Origin of the sequence: Bartonella sp. B1099 (assembly GCF_944801835.1) — a bacterium.
In the GTDB taxonomy this organism is placed as follows: domain Bacteria; phylum Pseudomonadota; class Alphaproteobacteria; order Rhizobiales; family Rhizobiaceae; genus Bartonella.
This window is the reverse complement of the sequence record NZ_CALYLN010000004.1, coordinates 103,734-119,273: the sequence shown is the minus strand read 5'-3', so window position 1 is coordinate 119,273 and position 15,540 is coordinate 103,734. Positions and strand designations below refer to the sequence as shown.

Sequence of the window (15,540 nt, the reverse complement as noted above, 5' to 3'; positions counted from 1 at the left end):
AACAATGATGCGAATGGTGATTGGTTGGGTTTTGCTCTTTGGCAGACAAGTGCTTTTCCAAAAGAGAAAGATCCCTTAGCTGAAGGGGTTTTGATGGCGCATCAACGGGCATGGATTGAGGATAAATCCCCCTTAAAGTTGGTTGAAAAAGGGCGCCGGACCGGCATTACTTTTGCTGAGGCTCTAGATGATACGCTGATTGCGGCGGCAACTGTTAAAGCAGGGGGGGATAATGTTTTTTACATTGGCGATACCAAAGAAAAGGGGCGTGAATTTATTGGCTATGTGAGCAATTTTGCGAGGGCACTTACCAGCCACAGTGGGGATGTGGAAGAAATTTTATTTCCAGATCAAAAAGAAGATGGATCGACAAAATATATTTCTGCTTATCGGGTACGCTTTGCTTCGGGGTTTCGTATTGAAGCGCTCTCAAGCCGTCCTGAAAATATTCGTGGACTACAGGGCATTGTGGTGATTGATGAGGCAGCGTTTCATCAAGATGTGCGCGCTGTTTTGGATGCGGTGAATGCTTTGTTAATTTGGGGGGGTAAAATCCGTGTGATCTCAACACACAATGGGGTGCTTAATCCTTTCAATGAACTGATCCGTGAGGCGCGTGCAGGCAAAATTCCTTTTTCTCTGCATCGTTACCCCTTTAGTGTAGCGGTTAAAAATGGCTTGTTTAAACGGGTTTGCGCGATGAAGGGGGAGGGATGGAGTTTAGCTTCCGAACAACAATGGGAGAAACAAATCCGCGCCTCTTATGGGGTGCGTTTGAGTGCCATGCGGCAAGAGTTGGATGCCATACCAGCTGATCAAGAAGGAGCAGCTTTAACACGCTTGCAGATTGAAAATTGTTGTGCGCGAGATATTGCGGTGCTGCGTTTTGCTTGTGCGGATGGTTTTAAAAATCAATCGGATGATCAACGAAGTCAAGCGGCATTTGCTTGGTGTGAGCAGCATGTAAAGCCTCTGCATGCTGAACTTGATCGGCGGCGTCAACATGTTTTTGGGGTTGATTTTGCGCGCAGCGGTGATGCCACCTCGATTGTGGTGATGGAAGTGGGACAAGATTTGGTACGCCGTGTACGGTTTATGGTGGAATTGCGCAATATGCCGTTTGATCAACAAAGAGAGATTTTATTTTATGGGGTTAGTGGATTGCCACGTTTGTTAGGGGGCGCGTTAGATGCGCGGGGCAATGGGGCTTATTTAGCCGAAAAAGCAGCGCAGCGTTATGGGGCATGTGTGCAAGAGATTCAATTGTCGCAAAGTTGGTATAGCAAAGAAATGCCGGCTTATTTAGAAGCCTTTGGGGATGGGATGATTGTTTTGCCGCGCGATAGTGACATTGTGGCGGATCATCAAGCGCTTGCTTATGTCAATGGTATTGTCAAAATTCCAGATAATCATCGTTTTAAAGGCAGTGATGGTTTTATGCGCCATGGGGATAGTGCTATTGCTTGTGCTTTGGCTTATTTTGCTAGCCGCCAGATGCCGGAAATTTACGAATATACGCCTGTTCTGGGTGCTTATAGCTTTGATGAAAACCCGCTCTTTTTAACAACAAGATCAAAGATTTATTGATGGGAATTGTGAGATGGTAAAACTGGTTGATCAATGGGGTAGAGCGCTTAATATCAAAGGGTTGGAACGGGAGGTGGCAAGCCCTACCATTGGGGGGCTTCGTGATGTGTGGTCACAAACCATTGTCAGTGGTCTCACCCCTCTTCAGCTTGCCGATATTTTACAACAAGCAGCAAGGGGGGCGCCTGAACAATTTTTCCAACTTGCTGATGATATGGAAGAGCGTGATTTGCATTATCGTGCTGTGCTTGGCATGCGTAAAAATGCCCTCACAGGGGTGGAGCCTGGGGTAATTGCGGCAAGCAACAGTGTACAGGATAAAAGAATAGCCGATGCGGTGCGTGAAGTGATTAGTGCGCCTACTTTTGTTGATGATTATGTGGCGGATTTGTTAGATGCTTTGGGCAAAGGCTATGCGGTTGTTGAGACCTTGTGGGACAAGAGTGCTAAGGAATGGTGGCCGGTTGCTTGGAGGTGGCGTGATCAGCGGTTTTTTCAATTGGACCGGCGAGATGGTTTTCATTTGCGTTTAAAGGAAGAAGGATCTCTTCATGGAAGTGAGTTGCCTGCTTATAAATTTTCCATTCATCGCCCAAAGTTGAAAAGTGGTTTGCCTATCCGTTCTGGGCTTGCCAGACTTGCGGCTTGGGCTTTTTTGTTTAAGTCTTATACCTTGAAAGATTGGATGGCTTTCTTAGAAGTTTATGGCATGCCTTTGCGTGTGGGAAAATATGGGGCAAGCTCTTCTGAAGCAGAGCGGCGGGTTCTCATTCAAGCGGTGCGTGATTTATCCAGCGATGCGGCGGCGATTATTCCCAAAGAGATGGAGATTGAGTTTATTGAAGCAGCTGGGGGCAGTGGCAATGCGGTTTTTGCCGCTAAGGCTGAATATTTAGATCGGCAGATTTCTAAAGGAGTATTGGGGCAAACCATGACGACGGATGATGGGTCGTCTTTTTCGCAAGCGCGTATTCATGAAAATGTCCGCCATGATATTGCCAGAGCTGATGCGCGGCAATTGGCTTTGACGGCTAATCGTGATTTGATTGTGCCGTTTGTTGAGATTAATTTTGGGCGCCAAGAGCGCTATCCCCTTGTCTATTGGCCGATTTCGGAAAATGAAGATATTAAAGCCATTAGCGATGCTTTAGAAAAACTTGTGCCTCTAGGATTGCGTGTTGAGGCGCAAGAAGTGCGCAATAAGATTGGCTTTTCGCAACCAAAAAGGGGAGAGGATGTTTTAAAGGCTGCTTCTCTTGCGCCTGATGATGAGAGGGGACAAAAGGATGATGCGGGACAACAAAAAGCGCATGTTTGTGCTGATTGTGGAGGCGCTGTTGATGTTTGTGTGACAAGAAAAGAAGGGGTGAAAAAAGAGCAGGGTGGAAAACATCATGACGAATTGGATCGGCTTTCGAGTGAGGCTTTAAGTGACTGGGAAGAGGATTTAGAACCCCTTTTAGAGCCTTTTAAAAAGCTTGTGAGAGAGGCTAAAAGTTATGAGGATATCCTCAAAGGCTTAGATGAATTGTTGGGCGAGATGGACCATCATGCCTTGGCAGCACGCTTGGCAAAGGTGCAAATGATTGCGCGGGGACTGGGGTATCATGGATGAGGAACTTTTTAAAACAGCACCTCAAGAGGTCACCCGTTATTTTGCCGCCAAAAATATTGTTCCAAGCTTTGATTGGCGTGATGTGGCACCAGAAGAGCATGCCTTTTCCTTTACGGTGGCAAAATCGGTAGGCTATGACATTTTAGAGGATTTTAAAACAGCGGTTGGAGACGCTATCAAGCATCAAGTTCCTTTTCAAGAATTTCAAAAAAATTTGATGCCGATTTTACAGGAAAAGGGCTGGTGGGGGAAAAAGACCAGCATTGACCCGAAAACGGGTGAAATGAGCGTGGTGCAGTTAGGCAGCCCGCGGCGTTTAGAAACGGTCTATTGGGCCAATACCATGAGTGCCCATGCGGCAGGCGAATGGGAACGCACGCAAGAGAATAAAGAATTTTTGCCTTATCTGACCTATGCGTTGTCGAGTTCAGAACATAAGCGTTTAGAACATGAAAGTTGGGTGGGTTTTACGGCACCTGTTGATGATCCCATTTGGGATTGGCTTTATCCCCCCAATGGCTGGCGGTGTAAATGCAGTGTGCGGCAGGTAAGCCGTTATGAGGCGGACAATTTAGGCTATGAAGAGGGCGCAGAGCCACCCCATGTGGAGGAGCGGGTTTGGCGCAATAAGCGGACGGGAAAAGTTGAAAAGATACCCGTAGGTATTGATCCTGGATGGCATTCTAACCCCGGGAAACATCGCGCGCAAAATTTAAGCAATTTTTTGAGTGATAAAGTCTCTGTAATGGGGGATAATCGCAAGCGCATTGCTATTGAAGATATTGTGGGCTCACCACTTTTGGAAGCGATGTTTGAAGGACGCATGCCGCGTGGATTTCTTCCCAAACGTCACATTATCATAAAAAACACAATAAAGTCAATAGTTTGTTTGCAATTATTTTATATGAATCCACTCAAGAATCCATCCTTTTATGCGTGTTTAAATTGACCATTTTTTATATAAGATTGTCACGTATGAATAGAGCATAAAAAGCAAATCATGATGTAAATGTTATAACGCATGTGTGTATTCAAATGAAATGAAAAGCAGTTATCATTTATAACAGTTCATAAATTTTATGATACGTTTTATCATTCACAAATCGCATTATTAAAAATTTAGTCGTTTGGAATTATCGATAACATAAAAAAGAATGATGTGTATTTTGCTCTTTTTTGAGCGAAACCTTAAAAGGAAAATAATCGTTTGAAACTTTTATAAGCTTATAGATTTTCATTTATTAAGGGCGCATAAAATATTTAAAGATAAGATCAGTTTTATAACCACGGTATTTTTTTACCGAGGTACGAAATAGCAGATATGAAATTCAAAACGTTATATCTTATGATCAAAAGCTTTTTTTGACATATGCAAGCAAGCTATCAAAAGACGTTTTAAAAGTTATCGTTTAAAAATACAAAGTTAAATGGGGGCACCTATTAAGACAAAGATAAGCAAGCAAAATTCAAAACCATTGTAGCATCATAAAGGCATAGGATTTTTCTAAAATTTTAGAAAAAAGCGATAATGTTTAAAGAATGCTCTATTCTAAATTTAACGCCTCCAAAATTGGATTGGTTGATTTTGCCAACTCAAAATTGAGCCGGCTAATTTTTAAAGAAATTAGGTTTTAAAGAAAAGTAAAAAGACGCTTATAAGGACCTCTTTAAGTGAATGTTTAAACGTTTGAAACTGATGTTTTATAACAGTTATCATTTGTTTTTAAGAATGTTTCATTTACGAAAAAACAAAGATCTAGATTTCACAGCAGAGCAAATCTTAAAAGCCTTAGATTTGATAAAAGCGTTTTGATTTATTTAATATGTTTTGATTTTAGACAATGCGTTATTTGAATTCACTCAACTCAATTTTGAGCTTAGTAGTATATTAAAACGTTTTAAGAAGCGTTTTGATAATGTGCTTTGTTTCAAATGAATCTCTTTAAGAAATGGACGTTATGATTATACGTTTGATAGCTATAACAAATGTTTATAGTTTCTAAATTCACTCTCTCATTTAAATGCATGCTATCAAAATTATAGCCATCATTTAAGGTTCTTTTGATAAGTTTTCATAAAGACAAGAAAGCGCTTGCAATATAATACGTTTTGTATATAGGCATTCATTGTTAATTTCGTTTGTATGAATTATTTGCACATACCTCTATTGAAAAGCCGCGTCATATTAATGGCACGGCTTTCTTTTTGAATTCTCTCTTTTATGATACGTTTTAAACAATGCTTATAATGCATTTATAGCCATAAAGAAGGCACTCACACACTATTATTTGTTTTATTTCTCAATCTTTACAACCTCATCGCTTTTATAGACCTCATAATTATCGGGAACCAATCTTATTTTACTTTGTGTATCTATTTTTGCTCTTCCATAGGCACGACCCCAAACCTTGACATAACCAGAGATTTTCGCATTGCCATAAACAGAGCCATAAACCGCGGCACGACCACTCACTATAGCATTGCCATAGACCTTGCCATAAATCTTTGCAAAGCCTTTGATAGCAGCTTGTCCATAAATTTTTGCACTGCTGTAAATACAAGCAGACCCAGAAACCTTTGAATGACCATAGATCCTTGCATGATCATAAACAAAAGCATCATGAGAAACGCGCGCATGATTATAAATATGGGAATTGCTATAAACACGGGCGCAACCACTCACATGAGCTTTGCCATAAACATTCCCTGCGACATGAGCACTGTCATAGACACAAGCATGGTCATAAATTTTTGCATATCGAGTGATTACAGCCTTGCCATAAACCTCAGCATTGCCATAGACACGCCCCCGCACATGAGAAAGATGCCTTACTTTAGCATGATCAGAAACATGAGCATAGCCATAGACAAGAGCCTCATCATAAACCCAGCAATTGCCATAGTGTGATAAGTTGCTTTCATTTTCGATATAGCCACCTAGATCGCCAGCCTTGACATCATCAAAATCTTTTAAAGCCCGAATGCGATAAAGGTTTGTAATTTGTTTTGTTAATCTATCTTTAATTTGTTTTGTTTGATTGGTTAATTCATATTTTTTAGACATAAGAATACCCTCACAATCTAATGTGATAAACGTTTGCTAAAATTTGGAATGGAAAATTTAAAAGAAGGGCGCCCCCGCAACGCCCGAGCATTCAATTATGCTGCTTTATTTTTGGAGAGACATAGACAATCTCTAATTCTCCATAAGGGGAAAGCCGTTCAATATAGGTTTTAATCTCAGTAGACCCACCGACATTTTCACGAATAACAGCAATGCCATGGATATGAGCATTTTCACAAACATGCACGTTATTTGCTATACGAGCATTGTCATAAACCCTAGCATTATCATAAACAGAGGCTTTATCATAAATAATAGCCTTGCCATAAACATGAGCATTGCCATAGACATGGGAATTATCAGAAATAACAGCATTGCCATAGACATGAGCACTATCATAGACATGACCAGCAACGATAGCATTATCATAAACCCGCGCATGACCATACACACGACCACAAGTGATAGCATTGCCAAAAACCCTTGCATTTTCATAAACGTGACCATTTTTAAACACAAGAGCCTCATCATAAACCCAGCAATTGCCATCATGGGATAGATTAGCTTCCTTTTCAATAAAGCCACCTAAAGAGCCGGCTTTAACATCAGCAAAGTCTCTTAATGCTTTAATACGATAAAGAGTTTGATTATTTAATACACGTGTCTCATTTGTGAGTGCAAACTTTTTTTGCATAGCACAATTCCTTTATAAAGAGATTTAAATTTTTAAATGAAATGTTTAAAGAAGGGGCGCCCCCGCCGCGCCGCTGCTTTTATTTATGCTGCTTTGTTTTCAATAATCTTGACAACGTGATCGCTTTCATAAACCTCACAATTTATGGGAACCCAACATAAACCGCTATGTCTTTTTATCCTTGCATTGCCATAGACCTTGCCTCTAATCACGATATAATCAGAGATTTTCGCATTCCCATAAACAGAGCCATAAACATCAGTATGAGACCCCACGCTAGCATTACCATAAACCTTGCCATATATTTTTGCAGCGCCACTCACAACAGCATGATCATAAACCACGGCATTGCTATGAATACGAGCACTTCCTGATAATTTTGCATTCCCATAAACCCTTGCATATTGATAAACCCAAGCGTTATAAGAAAGATGCGCATTGTCATAAACATGAGCATTTGCATAAACGCGGGCGCGGTCACAAACATGCGCATTGCCATAAACAAAGCCCATGATAATAGCGTTATTAGAAACTTTTGCATTTTCATAAATATAGGCAGTATTTAAAACAAGAGCATTATCATACACCCAGCAATTGCCATCATGAGAGAGGTTGCTTTCATTTTCAATAAAACCACCTAAATCCCCAGCCTTAACATCAGCAAAGTCTCTTAATGCTTTAATACGATAAAGAGTTTGATTATTTAATACACGTGTCTCATTTGTGAGTGCAAACTTTTTTTGCATAGCACAATTCCTTTATAAAGAAGATTCAATTTTTAAAATGAAAGAATTTGGTTAGAAAGCAGGCGCCCCCGCCGCGCCCGTGCTTTATTTAAGCAGCGTCACTTTCATATGCGCTGTCATCATCATAGCCATAATCATCATAATATTCATGACGATAATAATCATCTTTACTACCAAATCTTGGAATTGCTTCATCATGAATTTGATCATCAGAAGTTAAAGAGGCAGCGCTATGAACACAAGAAGAACCTGATACATAAGAACCACAAACCACGGCATCATCAATAACATAAGAATAATCACATATATAAGCACCATCACTTATTTTTGCATTGCCACCGACATGAGCATTATCACAAATGACAGTCTCATCAGAAATATGCGCATGCCCACTTACACGGGCGTTATCATAAATTTTAACATTCCCTTCAATTATAACGGCGTTGCTAGCATGTGCATTGCCTGAAAGCTTTGCATTGTCCTTTAATGTCATGCCTTCAAAAATAGCATTGCCATAAATTTGTGCATTACCATAAACGTCTACAAAAAAGCTTTTTACTTTAGCATTTCCAAAGACGCGTGCATTTTGGAAAACCCGCGCTTTATTATAAACCCAGCAATTACCCTCATGAGAGAGGTTATCTTCACTTTCAATATACCCCCCAAGGTCGCCTTTTTTGACATCATCAAAATCTCTTAAAGCTCTAATTCGCTTTAAGAAATGACCATCTATATATTCACAATCATCAATAAATTCGTATTTTTTTGCAGGCTCTTGTTTATTAGCAGGTACAGTTTTATTAGCAATGTTAGAAATAACGGGGGTGTTTTTTGAGATATTTGTCATAGTTAAAACCTTGATGTTAATGACGTTTCTATTGACTCTCTATAAGAGAGCCGGGCGCTAGAAACACGGCATCAAGTCCGTTGCTACGCTTTTCCCATAGGGTATTTTATGGCGTAACTACACCCGACAAAATCATTATATGCTAATCATAACATAAAAGACAGTCAGTATTTTAAACATGGGAAAGATTGTTTCGTAATCTACCCGCTTGATGTTTAAGTGTTTCTATCACTTGATTATTTATATAACAAAATACGTATTTATTGTCAAATAATATTTTATCTTTTTTGATATTTTTTATGATTTTTTTAAATGCATTGTGTGTAAATATTTATCATATGCTTTTAAAACACTTCTTTTGTATTATGTGCTTTTAAAGCTATATTATAGGCTTTCTTAAACGATTGCGTTATTTTTTGAATCTATACATTTATAATATTTAAAAACGCTCTCATCATGCGTATTTTTAACTTTATAACGTATTTGTTTTTTACTAAATGGTTTTAAAGATTTCTGTTAATTTCTTTTAATAACACATTTGCAACTTAACAGCCTTTTATAAGGGCTGTCTTTATAACCAATGCATTCATTTGCAACGTAATTATGAAAATGCATTATGATTATGAAACCCTGCTTTTTTCACGCGTGCTTTATAGCTGCTATCTGCTTTATAGCCACCGCATTATTTTTCATTTTCATAAGAGAAACGATAAGTAGGATAATTGTAATTTATAGACTGTTATGAAAACATCTAAAGAGAGATTGCTAATTATAGAGATGAGCAAAATCCCTTTTAATAGACTTTTGTCAGCGTTGTCAGTTTTGTCAGTTAACTCTAGACCCTCTATTATTTTTTTTAAATGAGAGAAAATTAAAAACATTATATTTCAATATGTTAATGTTTTAATGATACAACTTATATCGACAATACAACCATAAATTCAACTCATAATATATATGTGTCAGTTATCTGTCAGTAAATTGAACTGACAAAATGATTATTTTAGTGAGTGATTAAAGCACTTTTTTATGAAAAGCATATGATCCTTTAAAGCCTTTTAAAAGACAGTTTATAATCATAAGGCATGCTATCAAGATCATTATAATTATGAGTTTTGAAGGGGTTTTGAGTTTTGACGGTTGCTGCTTTTAGATAAAAAAATGGTAAAAAATAAAAATATTATATTTCAAGTGGTTAGTATTTTACAGATCTTTAAAAAACAACCTATATCAACAATACAACCTCTAAATTCAATCAAGAGTATATGTTTCGAGGGGGTTTTGACAATTTTTGCACCGTCAAAACCTATAAGCAAAATGAATATATGTAACTCTTTTTAAACAGAGCTTTTGAAAAGAATAAAGCTATCATTTGAGATTACGGTATAACCTCTTAAAGCAAATCCAAAAGAAGCGTATTCTATTTAAAATGGGATTTCTTAAAAGTCTTAAAGGTAATACAAATTAAGAGTGTTTAAAAGTGCAAATCCCTTTTTAGAATAACGCATATAAACATTCCTTTTAAGATTGTATCTAATCAACTTAACAAAGAGGTATAGATTATATAGCTATATCCTATACTCTATACCCCTTATGATTATAAGGTCTTATAAGCTTATTCAGTTTCTTTAATTTCTAATTTTGGTAAGTTTTTAACGATTTTCATTGTCTCTAAACTTACAGTAATAACCCTTTGAAACAATTCTAGAGGGTAGGCAGGGTTTCCAACGGTTTCAACAGCATAGCGATTAGCATCATTTACAATGCCACTCTTTTTATCGGTTTTTACGCATTGACGCCCCATAACCCATTCAAGAGCAGGCTTGCCATTGACGATATACTCATAAGCTTCAAGAGGGATATCTGTCATTGTGATGTTGCTGTTGTAAATAACCGTTGTTTTATCCTTTTCCTTACTATTCTTAATTTTTGCGAATTTCATTTCTGTAACATAGTAAAATTCTTCTGGATTAGAAATATCAGTCTGTTTTGGATTGCCTTTTTTAAATGTGACTGGATAAGGTTCCACATCTTCATAATTCACGTGTAAATGACCTAATTCACGTCCTGCTGTAACAAATTTCCAAAAGTCCTCAGCAGTTTTTACACAAGGGATACGAGGCAATTCTTTAGAGAGGTTATCAGCATAGCGAGTACGATAATCTTCCGAATGAAGTATACCGTAAATGTAATAAAAAATATCTTCTTTTGTTATAGTCTCATTCGGATAAGCTGCTTTAAAATGGTCTAGACCTTCATCCGTAATGGCATCACGCCTCTGTAAACCAGATGTTGTGTTTTCTTCTGTAGAATTCGTAAATAAATGGGATTGTTTTTCACTTTTACTTTTTGAGACCGTAGTGTCTTCGTAAAGATATCTTGGAAAGCATTGGCTACCACCATCCATCATATTAAGATTAGGCAAATCCTTACTCATCAGTACAGAAAAACCACATCTTGCTCCTATGCCTGTAATTTGTATTACTCTATTTTTAACGGCTTTTCCCATAGAGAATACGCGCGGCATTTGATAAACTGCTTCATTAAAGACGCTATTATAATAAAGCCATTGTTTTGTAAAAGGGCGATATAGGCTTTGAATAAGGCATTTATCTTCAAATTCGGAAAATTTACCTCTTAATAATTCTCTTTTAAGAGTACTACTCCAACTAATTTTGCTTTCATCTGAATTAACAAAATCATTTGCAAAGTTTGCACGTAACTTATGATCAGCATGTGAATAGGCATAATTAAAACGCTCTACTTCACTATTATAGAAAGCAATCATATGATGCATATTATTTGCCACTACTTCACGGCTTGAATTATACGCCCAAGCATCACGACTCGTCATAATGCCACGAGAAAATATTGCAAATAATTTTTTACTATGACCTTTTTTATCACCTAAAGCTAGGAATGTTTTAAAACTATCATCACGTTGATTAATCCAATCCCCATATTCATCTGGTGTAATGATTTGCCAACCTTGTTTACTTCGTGTAACACCATCAATACTACCCAAATACTCGAGAGCTGTAAGTTTTTCTTTTGTCGTAAGGTTATTACCAATATCATGATAGTAAATTTTACAATCTCCAGAGACATTAGGATTTTTGATAAATAGTGTTACGGCGATACCGGTCATACTTCCATTACCAAAAACATTTTCTCCTTCTTTCGCTTTCCCATTGCTTAACATATTTTTACGAATATCACCCCGTAAATTGAGCACGTAAATACTGGTAAATTCTTTAGCTAAAGATTTTCGTAAGCTGTCCATTGTTGGCTTTTCTACGTAACCAGAACCAGAAACAAAACCGATTACCCCCGCATCACCAATACGGTCACTAGCCCAACGGATAGCACGAATATAACTATCATAAAGCGCTCGTATGTTCGTGACTTTTGATTGAGCGGCATAAGTTTCACGAATACGGTTATCTAATATGGGATAAGGACTGTTCTTTGCATTGTCGTTTTCGTTTTTTTGTCCTACCGAATAAGGGGGATTACCAAAAATAACTTTGATATCCAGTTTCTTTTGATGTTCTAAATATTCACTGTTTTCTTTGAGTATACCTTCCATAAGGTCTTTTTCTTTAAGCATCTGAAACGTATCAGCCAAACCAATATGCTTAAAGGGAATATACTCTCCTTTCATAAGACTATGATAGGTCGATTCAATGTTAATGGCGGCTATGTAATAAGCTAAGAGAACAATCTCATTGGCATGGATATCATGACAGAATTTATATTCCAGATCCTCTAGTTTGATGAGATTGGATTGTAACAACCGTGTGATAAAGGTACCAGTACCCGTAAAAGGGTCAAGAATAGAAACACCCCGTGATCCTAGACTTTTGCCAAATTCATTGCGCAAGACATCATCAACAGAGTGAATGATAAAATCAACAACCTCAACGGGGGTATAAACAATTCCAAGCCTATCCGTGGTTTTCTTAAAAGCTTTGGCAAAAAAATCTTCGTAAAGTTTGATAATAAGATTCTGTTTTGCTTGAGGTTCGGTAATCCCTGCTGTACAGAACGTGATACTTTTGTAGAATTTATCAAGATCTTTTGCTTCTTCCTCAATATTGGTTTTATCCAGTTTCGCTAAAATCTTTTCCATGGCTTGAGAGATAGCATTGTTCTGTACAAACTTATTGCCATCAAACAAAGCTTCAAACACGGGACGCGTTACAAGATGTTGGGCTAACATCTCAACAGCTTCTTCTTGTTTGATTTCACTATTTACGTTGTTTTTTAGTTCCTTATGAAAGGCATCAAAAGCATGAAAAGTTTCACTCTTTTCGTCCACAAGCATATCTTTAAGACGATTGATATGGTTTTGTGCAATCTCAGCAACATTGCCAGCCCATATGCCCCAATAATCCGTGATTTTAAAACTATCCAGAAAAATTGTCTTGATAAAATCAACAAATTCAGAAGGGCGGAATAATTCTCCTTGCTCTGTAGTCGATTGAGAGTTGCTTGCTGCTGTTCCAATAACATGTCCAGAACTTTCTCCTTTTGATTGTATCTGGACCTCATCAACTGTTGTGGTGAGTTCTTTTAATTCATTGTCACGCTTAATCTCTATAATCTCAATCGTATGGCTGCTATCTTGTCCTAAAGACATTTGATTAATCGTTCGAGCCAGCCTCTCATCATGAGAATGTAAAGCATTCAAAACTTGCCAAACAACATGGTACTTCTTATTATTCCGTAAAGCTTTTTTGGCTTCTAAATGCGAGGGAATGATAACAGGTAAAATGATATAGCCTGTCTTTTTTCCCTTGGCACGACGCATCACACGCCCCACCGCCTGTATCACATCCACTTGGCTATTGCGCGGGTGTAAAAACATGATGGCATCAAGAGCAGGAACATCAATCCCTTCTGAAAGACACCGAACATTGCTTAAGATCCGACAAACATTGTGACCAGCATCTTGTTTCAGCCAATCCAATTCTTCATTGCGTTTTTTGACGCTTTGCTTTCCGTCAATATGTCTTACTTCACAATTCAAAAAGGGTACATCTTTAAGGAAATCATTGATATGAGATTCGATAATTTTATTGAAGAGCTTTGTGACATATTTAGAAGTATTGATATCTTTGCAAAAAGCTAAGGCACAATGCATGGGCTCTGTATCATCATCATCAACAGCTGCTTCCTTATCTATTTTAGTCAGTGCTCTATAACAGCCAATAATTTTTGCCGCATCATCTAAATCAATTTCACGGTCTTCATTGGCAATAATCTTCTGTATGGCTGGTGTGATATAGGTTTCATCAATGCCTAAGACCACAATCTTGTAAGGGGTTAAAAGTTCATTCTCGACAGCTTCAGTGAAGGTATAATGATGGAGTTGTTTTCCAAAAAGCGCTTCATCATCCATGGACGCCAAAACGGCATTAATCTCATCAGCCCGTCTTTTGGCAGTCTCACTAAAGATACGAGGCGTTGCTGTCATGTACAGACGTTTTTTACCTCGAATAATGCTGTTATCATGAACTTTGACAAATTCAGATTCATTGTCATCAGTTCCCAATGAAGCACCAGTCGTACGGTGTGCTTCATCACAAATAATCAGATCAAATTCGGGTAAATCATATTCCTTTTGCGCATCGGAAATCACTTGAATGGAATGATAGGTTGAAAAGATGACCGTCATTGCCTCTGCGAAGTTTTCACAAGCTTCTTTGGCAAGGGCTTTTGCATCTGTTGTAGCAGGAAGAACAAGATCTGATGTTTCCATGCCAACCATGTCATCTTGGTTTTTACGACGCTTTCCTACTTTTGTATCCGAACACACCGCAAAGGAACGCAAGGGAATTTGTGTGTCCAGTGTCCATTCACGGATTGTTTGTGAGACTAAAGCAAGAGAAGGCACCAAAAACAACACACGCTTGCCTTTTCCCGCTATGGTCTCTGCTATCTTAAGGCTTGTGAACGTTTTGCCTGTTCCACATGCCATAATTAGCTTGCCACGGTCTGCTTCTTTTAAACCTTCACAGACTTTCTTGATGGCTTCTTTCTGATGGGGACGAGGTTCTTTTGTAACTTTCAGAACAACTTTTTGTTTTGTTGCAAATATTTGCCAATCTATACGACTGTTTTCCATATGACGAAGGTCAATGCGATAAACGGGTATCGCTTGTCCTTTAATCATGGCATTCACATTGTCACTTAATTCACTTTCAGTGCTATCAACGAGAAGGCGATATTTAAAGATGTCTTTTCCAGAGGCTGCGATAAAGCTATCAATATCCTTTTTACTGATCTGATGGTCTGCTTTATAAAACTTACATTGAATAGCCACATAGCCTTCTTGATTGCGAAGTTTTGCAACCAGATCAATGCCGATATCATTTTTATTCCAATCCTCACGCTCTTTAGCCCATTCAAAATAGCTTTCAACCTTTTCATAGCGTCCATAATGGATAGGGTCATGCATAAGATATTTGCTAATAAAATCTTCAAAAATTTTTCCCTTTTTAGCATTTGAAGTTGCTTGTTGACGATAATATTCCAACAGAGAACGTAGCGTGACGTGTTTATTATCAGACTTAACAGATTGCAGCATATTACAATAAAAATCCCTTGCCTTATAAGATGATCAATAACCATCAAAAGAATCAAAACGAATTCAATTAAATGCGTTTAAAACAAATATCGATAAAAATGGGAAAAAACTGCTAAAAAGCCGATAATTTTTTCAAAAGAGTTTTTAAAAGGATACTTATCAACAGCCTATGAGAAAGATCAGATCAGCAAAATAGTGAAATTTGCTATTCATTTGATGTGTTACTCAAGACAAATTCACTATGGGCGCTTAAAATATCATAATGATTATTTTGATAAGTTTTATAAATCATTGAAAAGGGTATTTGTGTCAGTTCAATTTACTGACAGATAACTGACAGGTTTTAATCAATTTACATCATTGGTTATTTTTAAAGATTGCACCATTGATATGAG

The 15,540-nt window shown here is 37.8% G+C and carries 8 protein-coding genes; 3 read left to right on the top strand and 5 right to left on the bottom strand.

The window, feature by feature from the left end:
* Positions 1-93: 93 nt before the first annotated feature.
* From NNJ73_RS09770 to NNJ73_RS09760, 3 genes are read left to right on the top strand one after another with little or no spacing between them, the layout of a single operon-like run.
* Positions 94-1,587 carry a hypothetical protein gene (locus NNJ73_RS09770; RefSeq protein WP_371923295.1) on the top strand — a complete coding sequence of 498 codons (1,494 nt, stop codon included), beginning with the start codon at positions 94-96 and terminating at the stop codon, positions 1,585-1,587.
* Between the two features lie 13 nt (positions 1,588-1,600).
* On the top strand, positions 1,601-3,202 hold the full coding sequence (locus tag NNJ73_RS09765; RefSeq protein WP_254493918.1) for a DUF935 domain-containing protein: 1,602 nt from the start codon (positions 1,601-1,603) through the stop codon (positions 3,200-3,202).
* Positions 3,195-4,151, top strand: coding sequence for a phage minor head protein (locus NNJ73_RS09760; protein WP_254493917.1), 957 nt, complete (start codon positions 3,195-3,197; stop codon positions 4,149-4,151). The genes NNJ73_RS09765 and NNJ73_RS09760 overlap by 8 nt, the downstream gene beginning before the upstream one ends.
* 1,344 nt (positions 4,152-5,495) lie before the next feature.
* Here the strand turns inward: NNJ73_RS09760 and NNJ73_RS09755 are convergent.
* From NNJ73_RS09755 to NNJ73_RS09735, 5 genes are all read right to left on the bottom strand, one after another.
* Entirely contained in the window at positions 5,496-6,266 is a 771-nt protein-coding gene (locus NNJ73_RS09755; protein WP_254492194.1) for a hypothetical protein, read from the bottom strand.
* A 91-nt stretch (positions 6,267-6,357) separates the two neighbouring features.
* On the bottom strand, positions 6,358-6,960 hold the full coding sequence (locus NNJ73_RS09750) for a hypothetical protein (protein WP_254492195.1): 603 nt from the start codon (positions 6,958-6,960) through the stop codon (positions 6,358-6,360).
* Between the two features lie 83 nt (positions 6,961-7,043).
* Entirely contained in the window at positions 7,044-7,706 is a 663-nt protein-coding gene (locus NNJ73_RS09745; protein WP_254493498.1) for a hypothetical protein, read from the bottom strand.
* A gap of 88 nt (positions 7,707-7,794) precedes the next feature.
* On the bottom strand, positions 7,795-8,553 hold the full coding sequence (locus NNJ73_RS09740; protein ID WP_254493915.1) for a hypothetical protein: 759 nt from the start codon (positions 8,551-8,553) through the stop codon (positions 7,795-7,797).
* A 1,615-nt stretch (positions 8,554-10,168) separates the two neighbouring features.
* Entirely contained in the window at positions 10,169-15,145 is a 4,977-nt protein-coding gene (locus NNJ73_RS09735) for a type ISP restriction/modification enzyme (RefSeq protein ID WP_254493914.1), read from the bottom strand.
* Between the last annotated feature and the right edge of the window lie 395 nt (positions 15,146-15,540).

Bases quoted from the DNA above. Each gene is read 5' to 3' on its own strand.
- NNJ73_RS09745 (WP_254493498.1), bottom strand. From the start codon at position 7,706: ATGCAAAAAAAGTTTGCACTCACAAATGAGACACGTGTATTAAATAAT.
- NNJ73_RS09750 (WP_254492195.1), bottom strand. From the start codon at position 6,960: ATGCAAAAAAAGTTTGCACTCACAAATGAGACACGTGTATTAAATAAT.
- NNJ73_RS09755 (WP_254492194.1), bottom strand. From the start codon at position 6,266: ATGTCTAAAAAATATGAATTAACCAATCAAACAAAACAAATTAAAGAT.
- NNJ73_RS09760 (WP_254493917.1), top strand. From the start codon at position 3,195: ATGGATGAGGAACTTTTTAAAACAGCACCTCAAGAGGTCACCCGTTAT.
- NNJ73_RS09740 (WP_254493915.1), bottom strand. From the start codon at position 8,553: ATGACAAATATCTCAAAAAACACCCCCGTTATTTCTAACATTGCTAAT.
- NNJ73_RS09770 (WP_371923295.1), top strand. From the start codon at position 94: ATGGCGCATCAACGGGCATGGATTGAGGATAAATCCCCCTTAAAGTTG.
- NNJ73_RS09765 (WP_254493918.1), top strand. From the start codon at position 1,601: ATGGTAAAACTGGTTGATCAATGGGGTAGAGCGCTTAATATCAAAGGG.
- NNJ73_RS09735 (WP_254493914.1), bottom strand. From the start codon at position 15,145: ATGCTGCAATCTGTTAAGTCTGATAATAAACACGTCACGCTACGTTCT.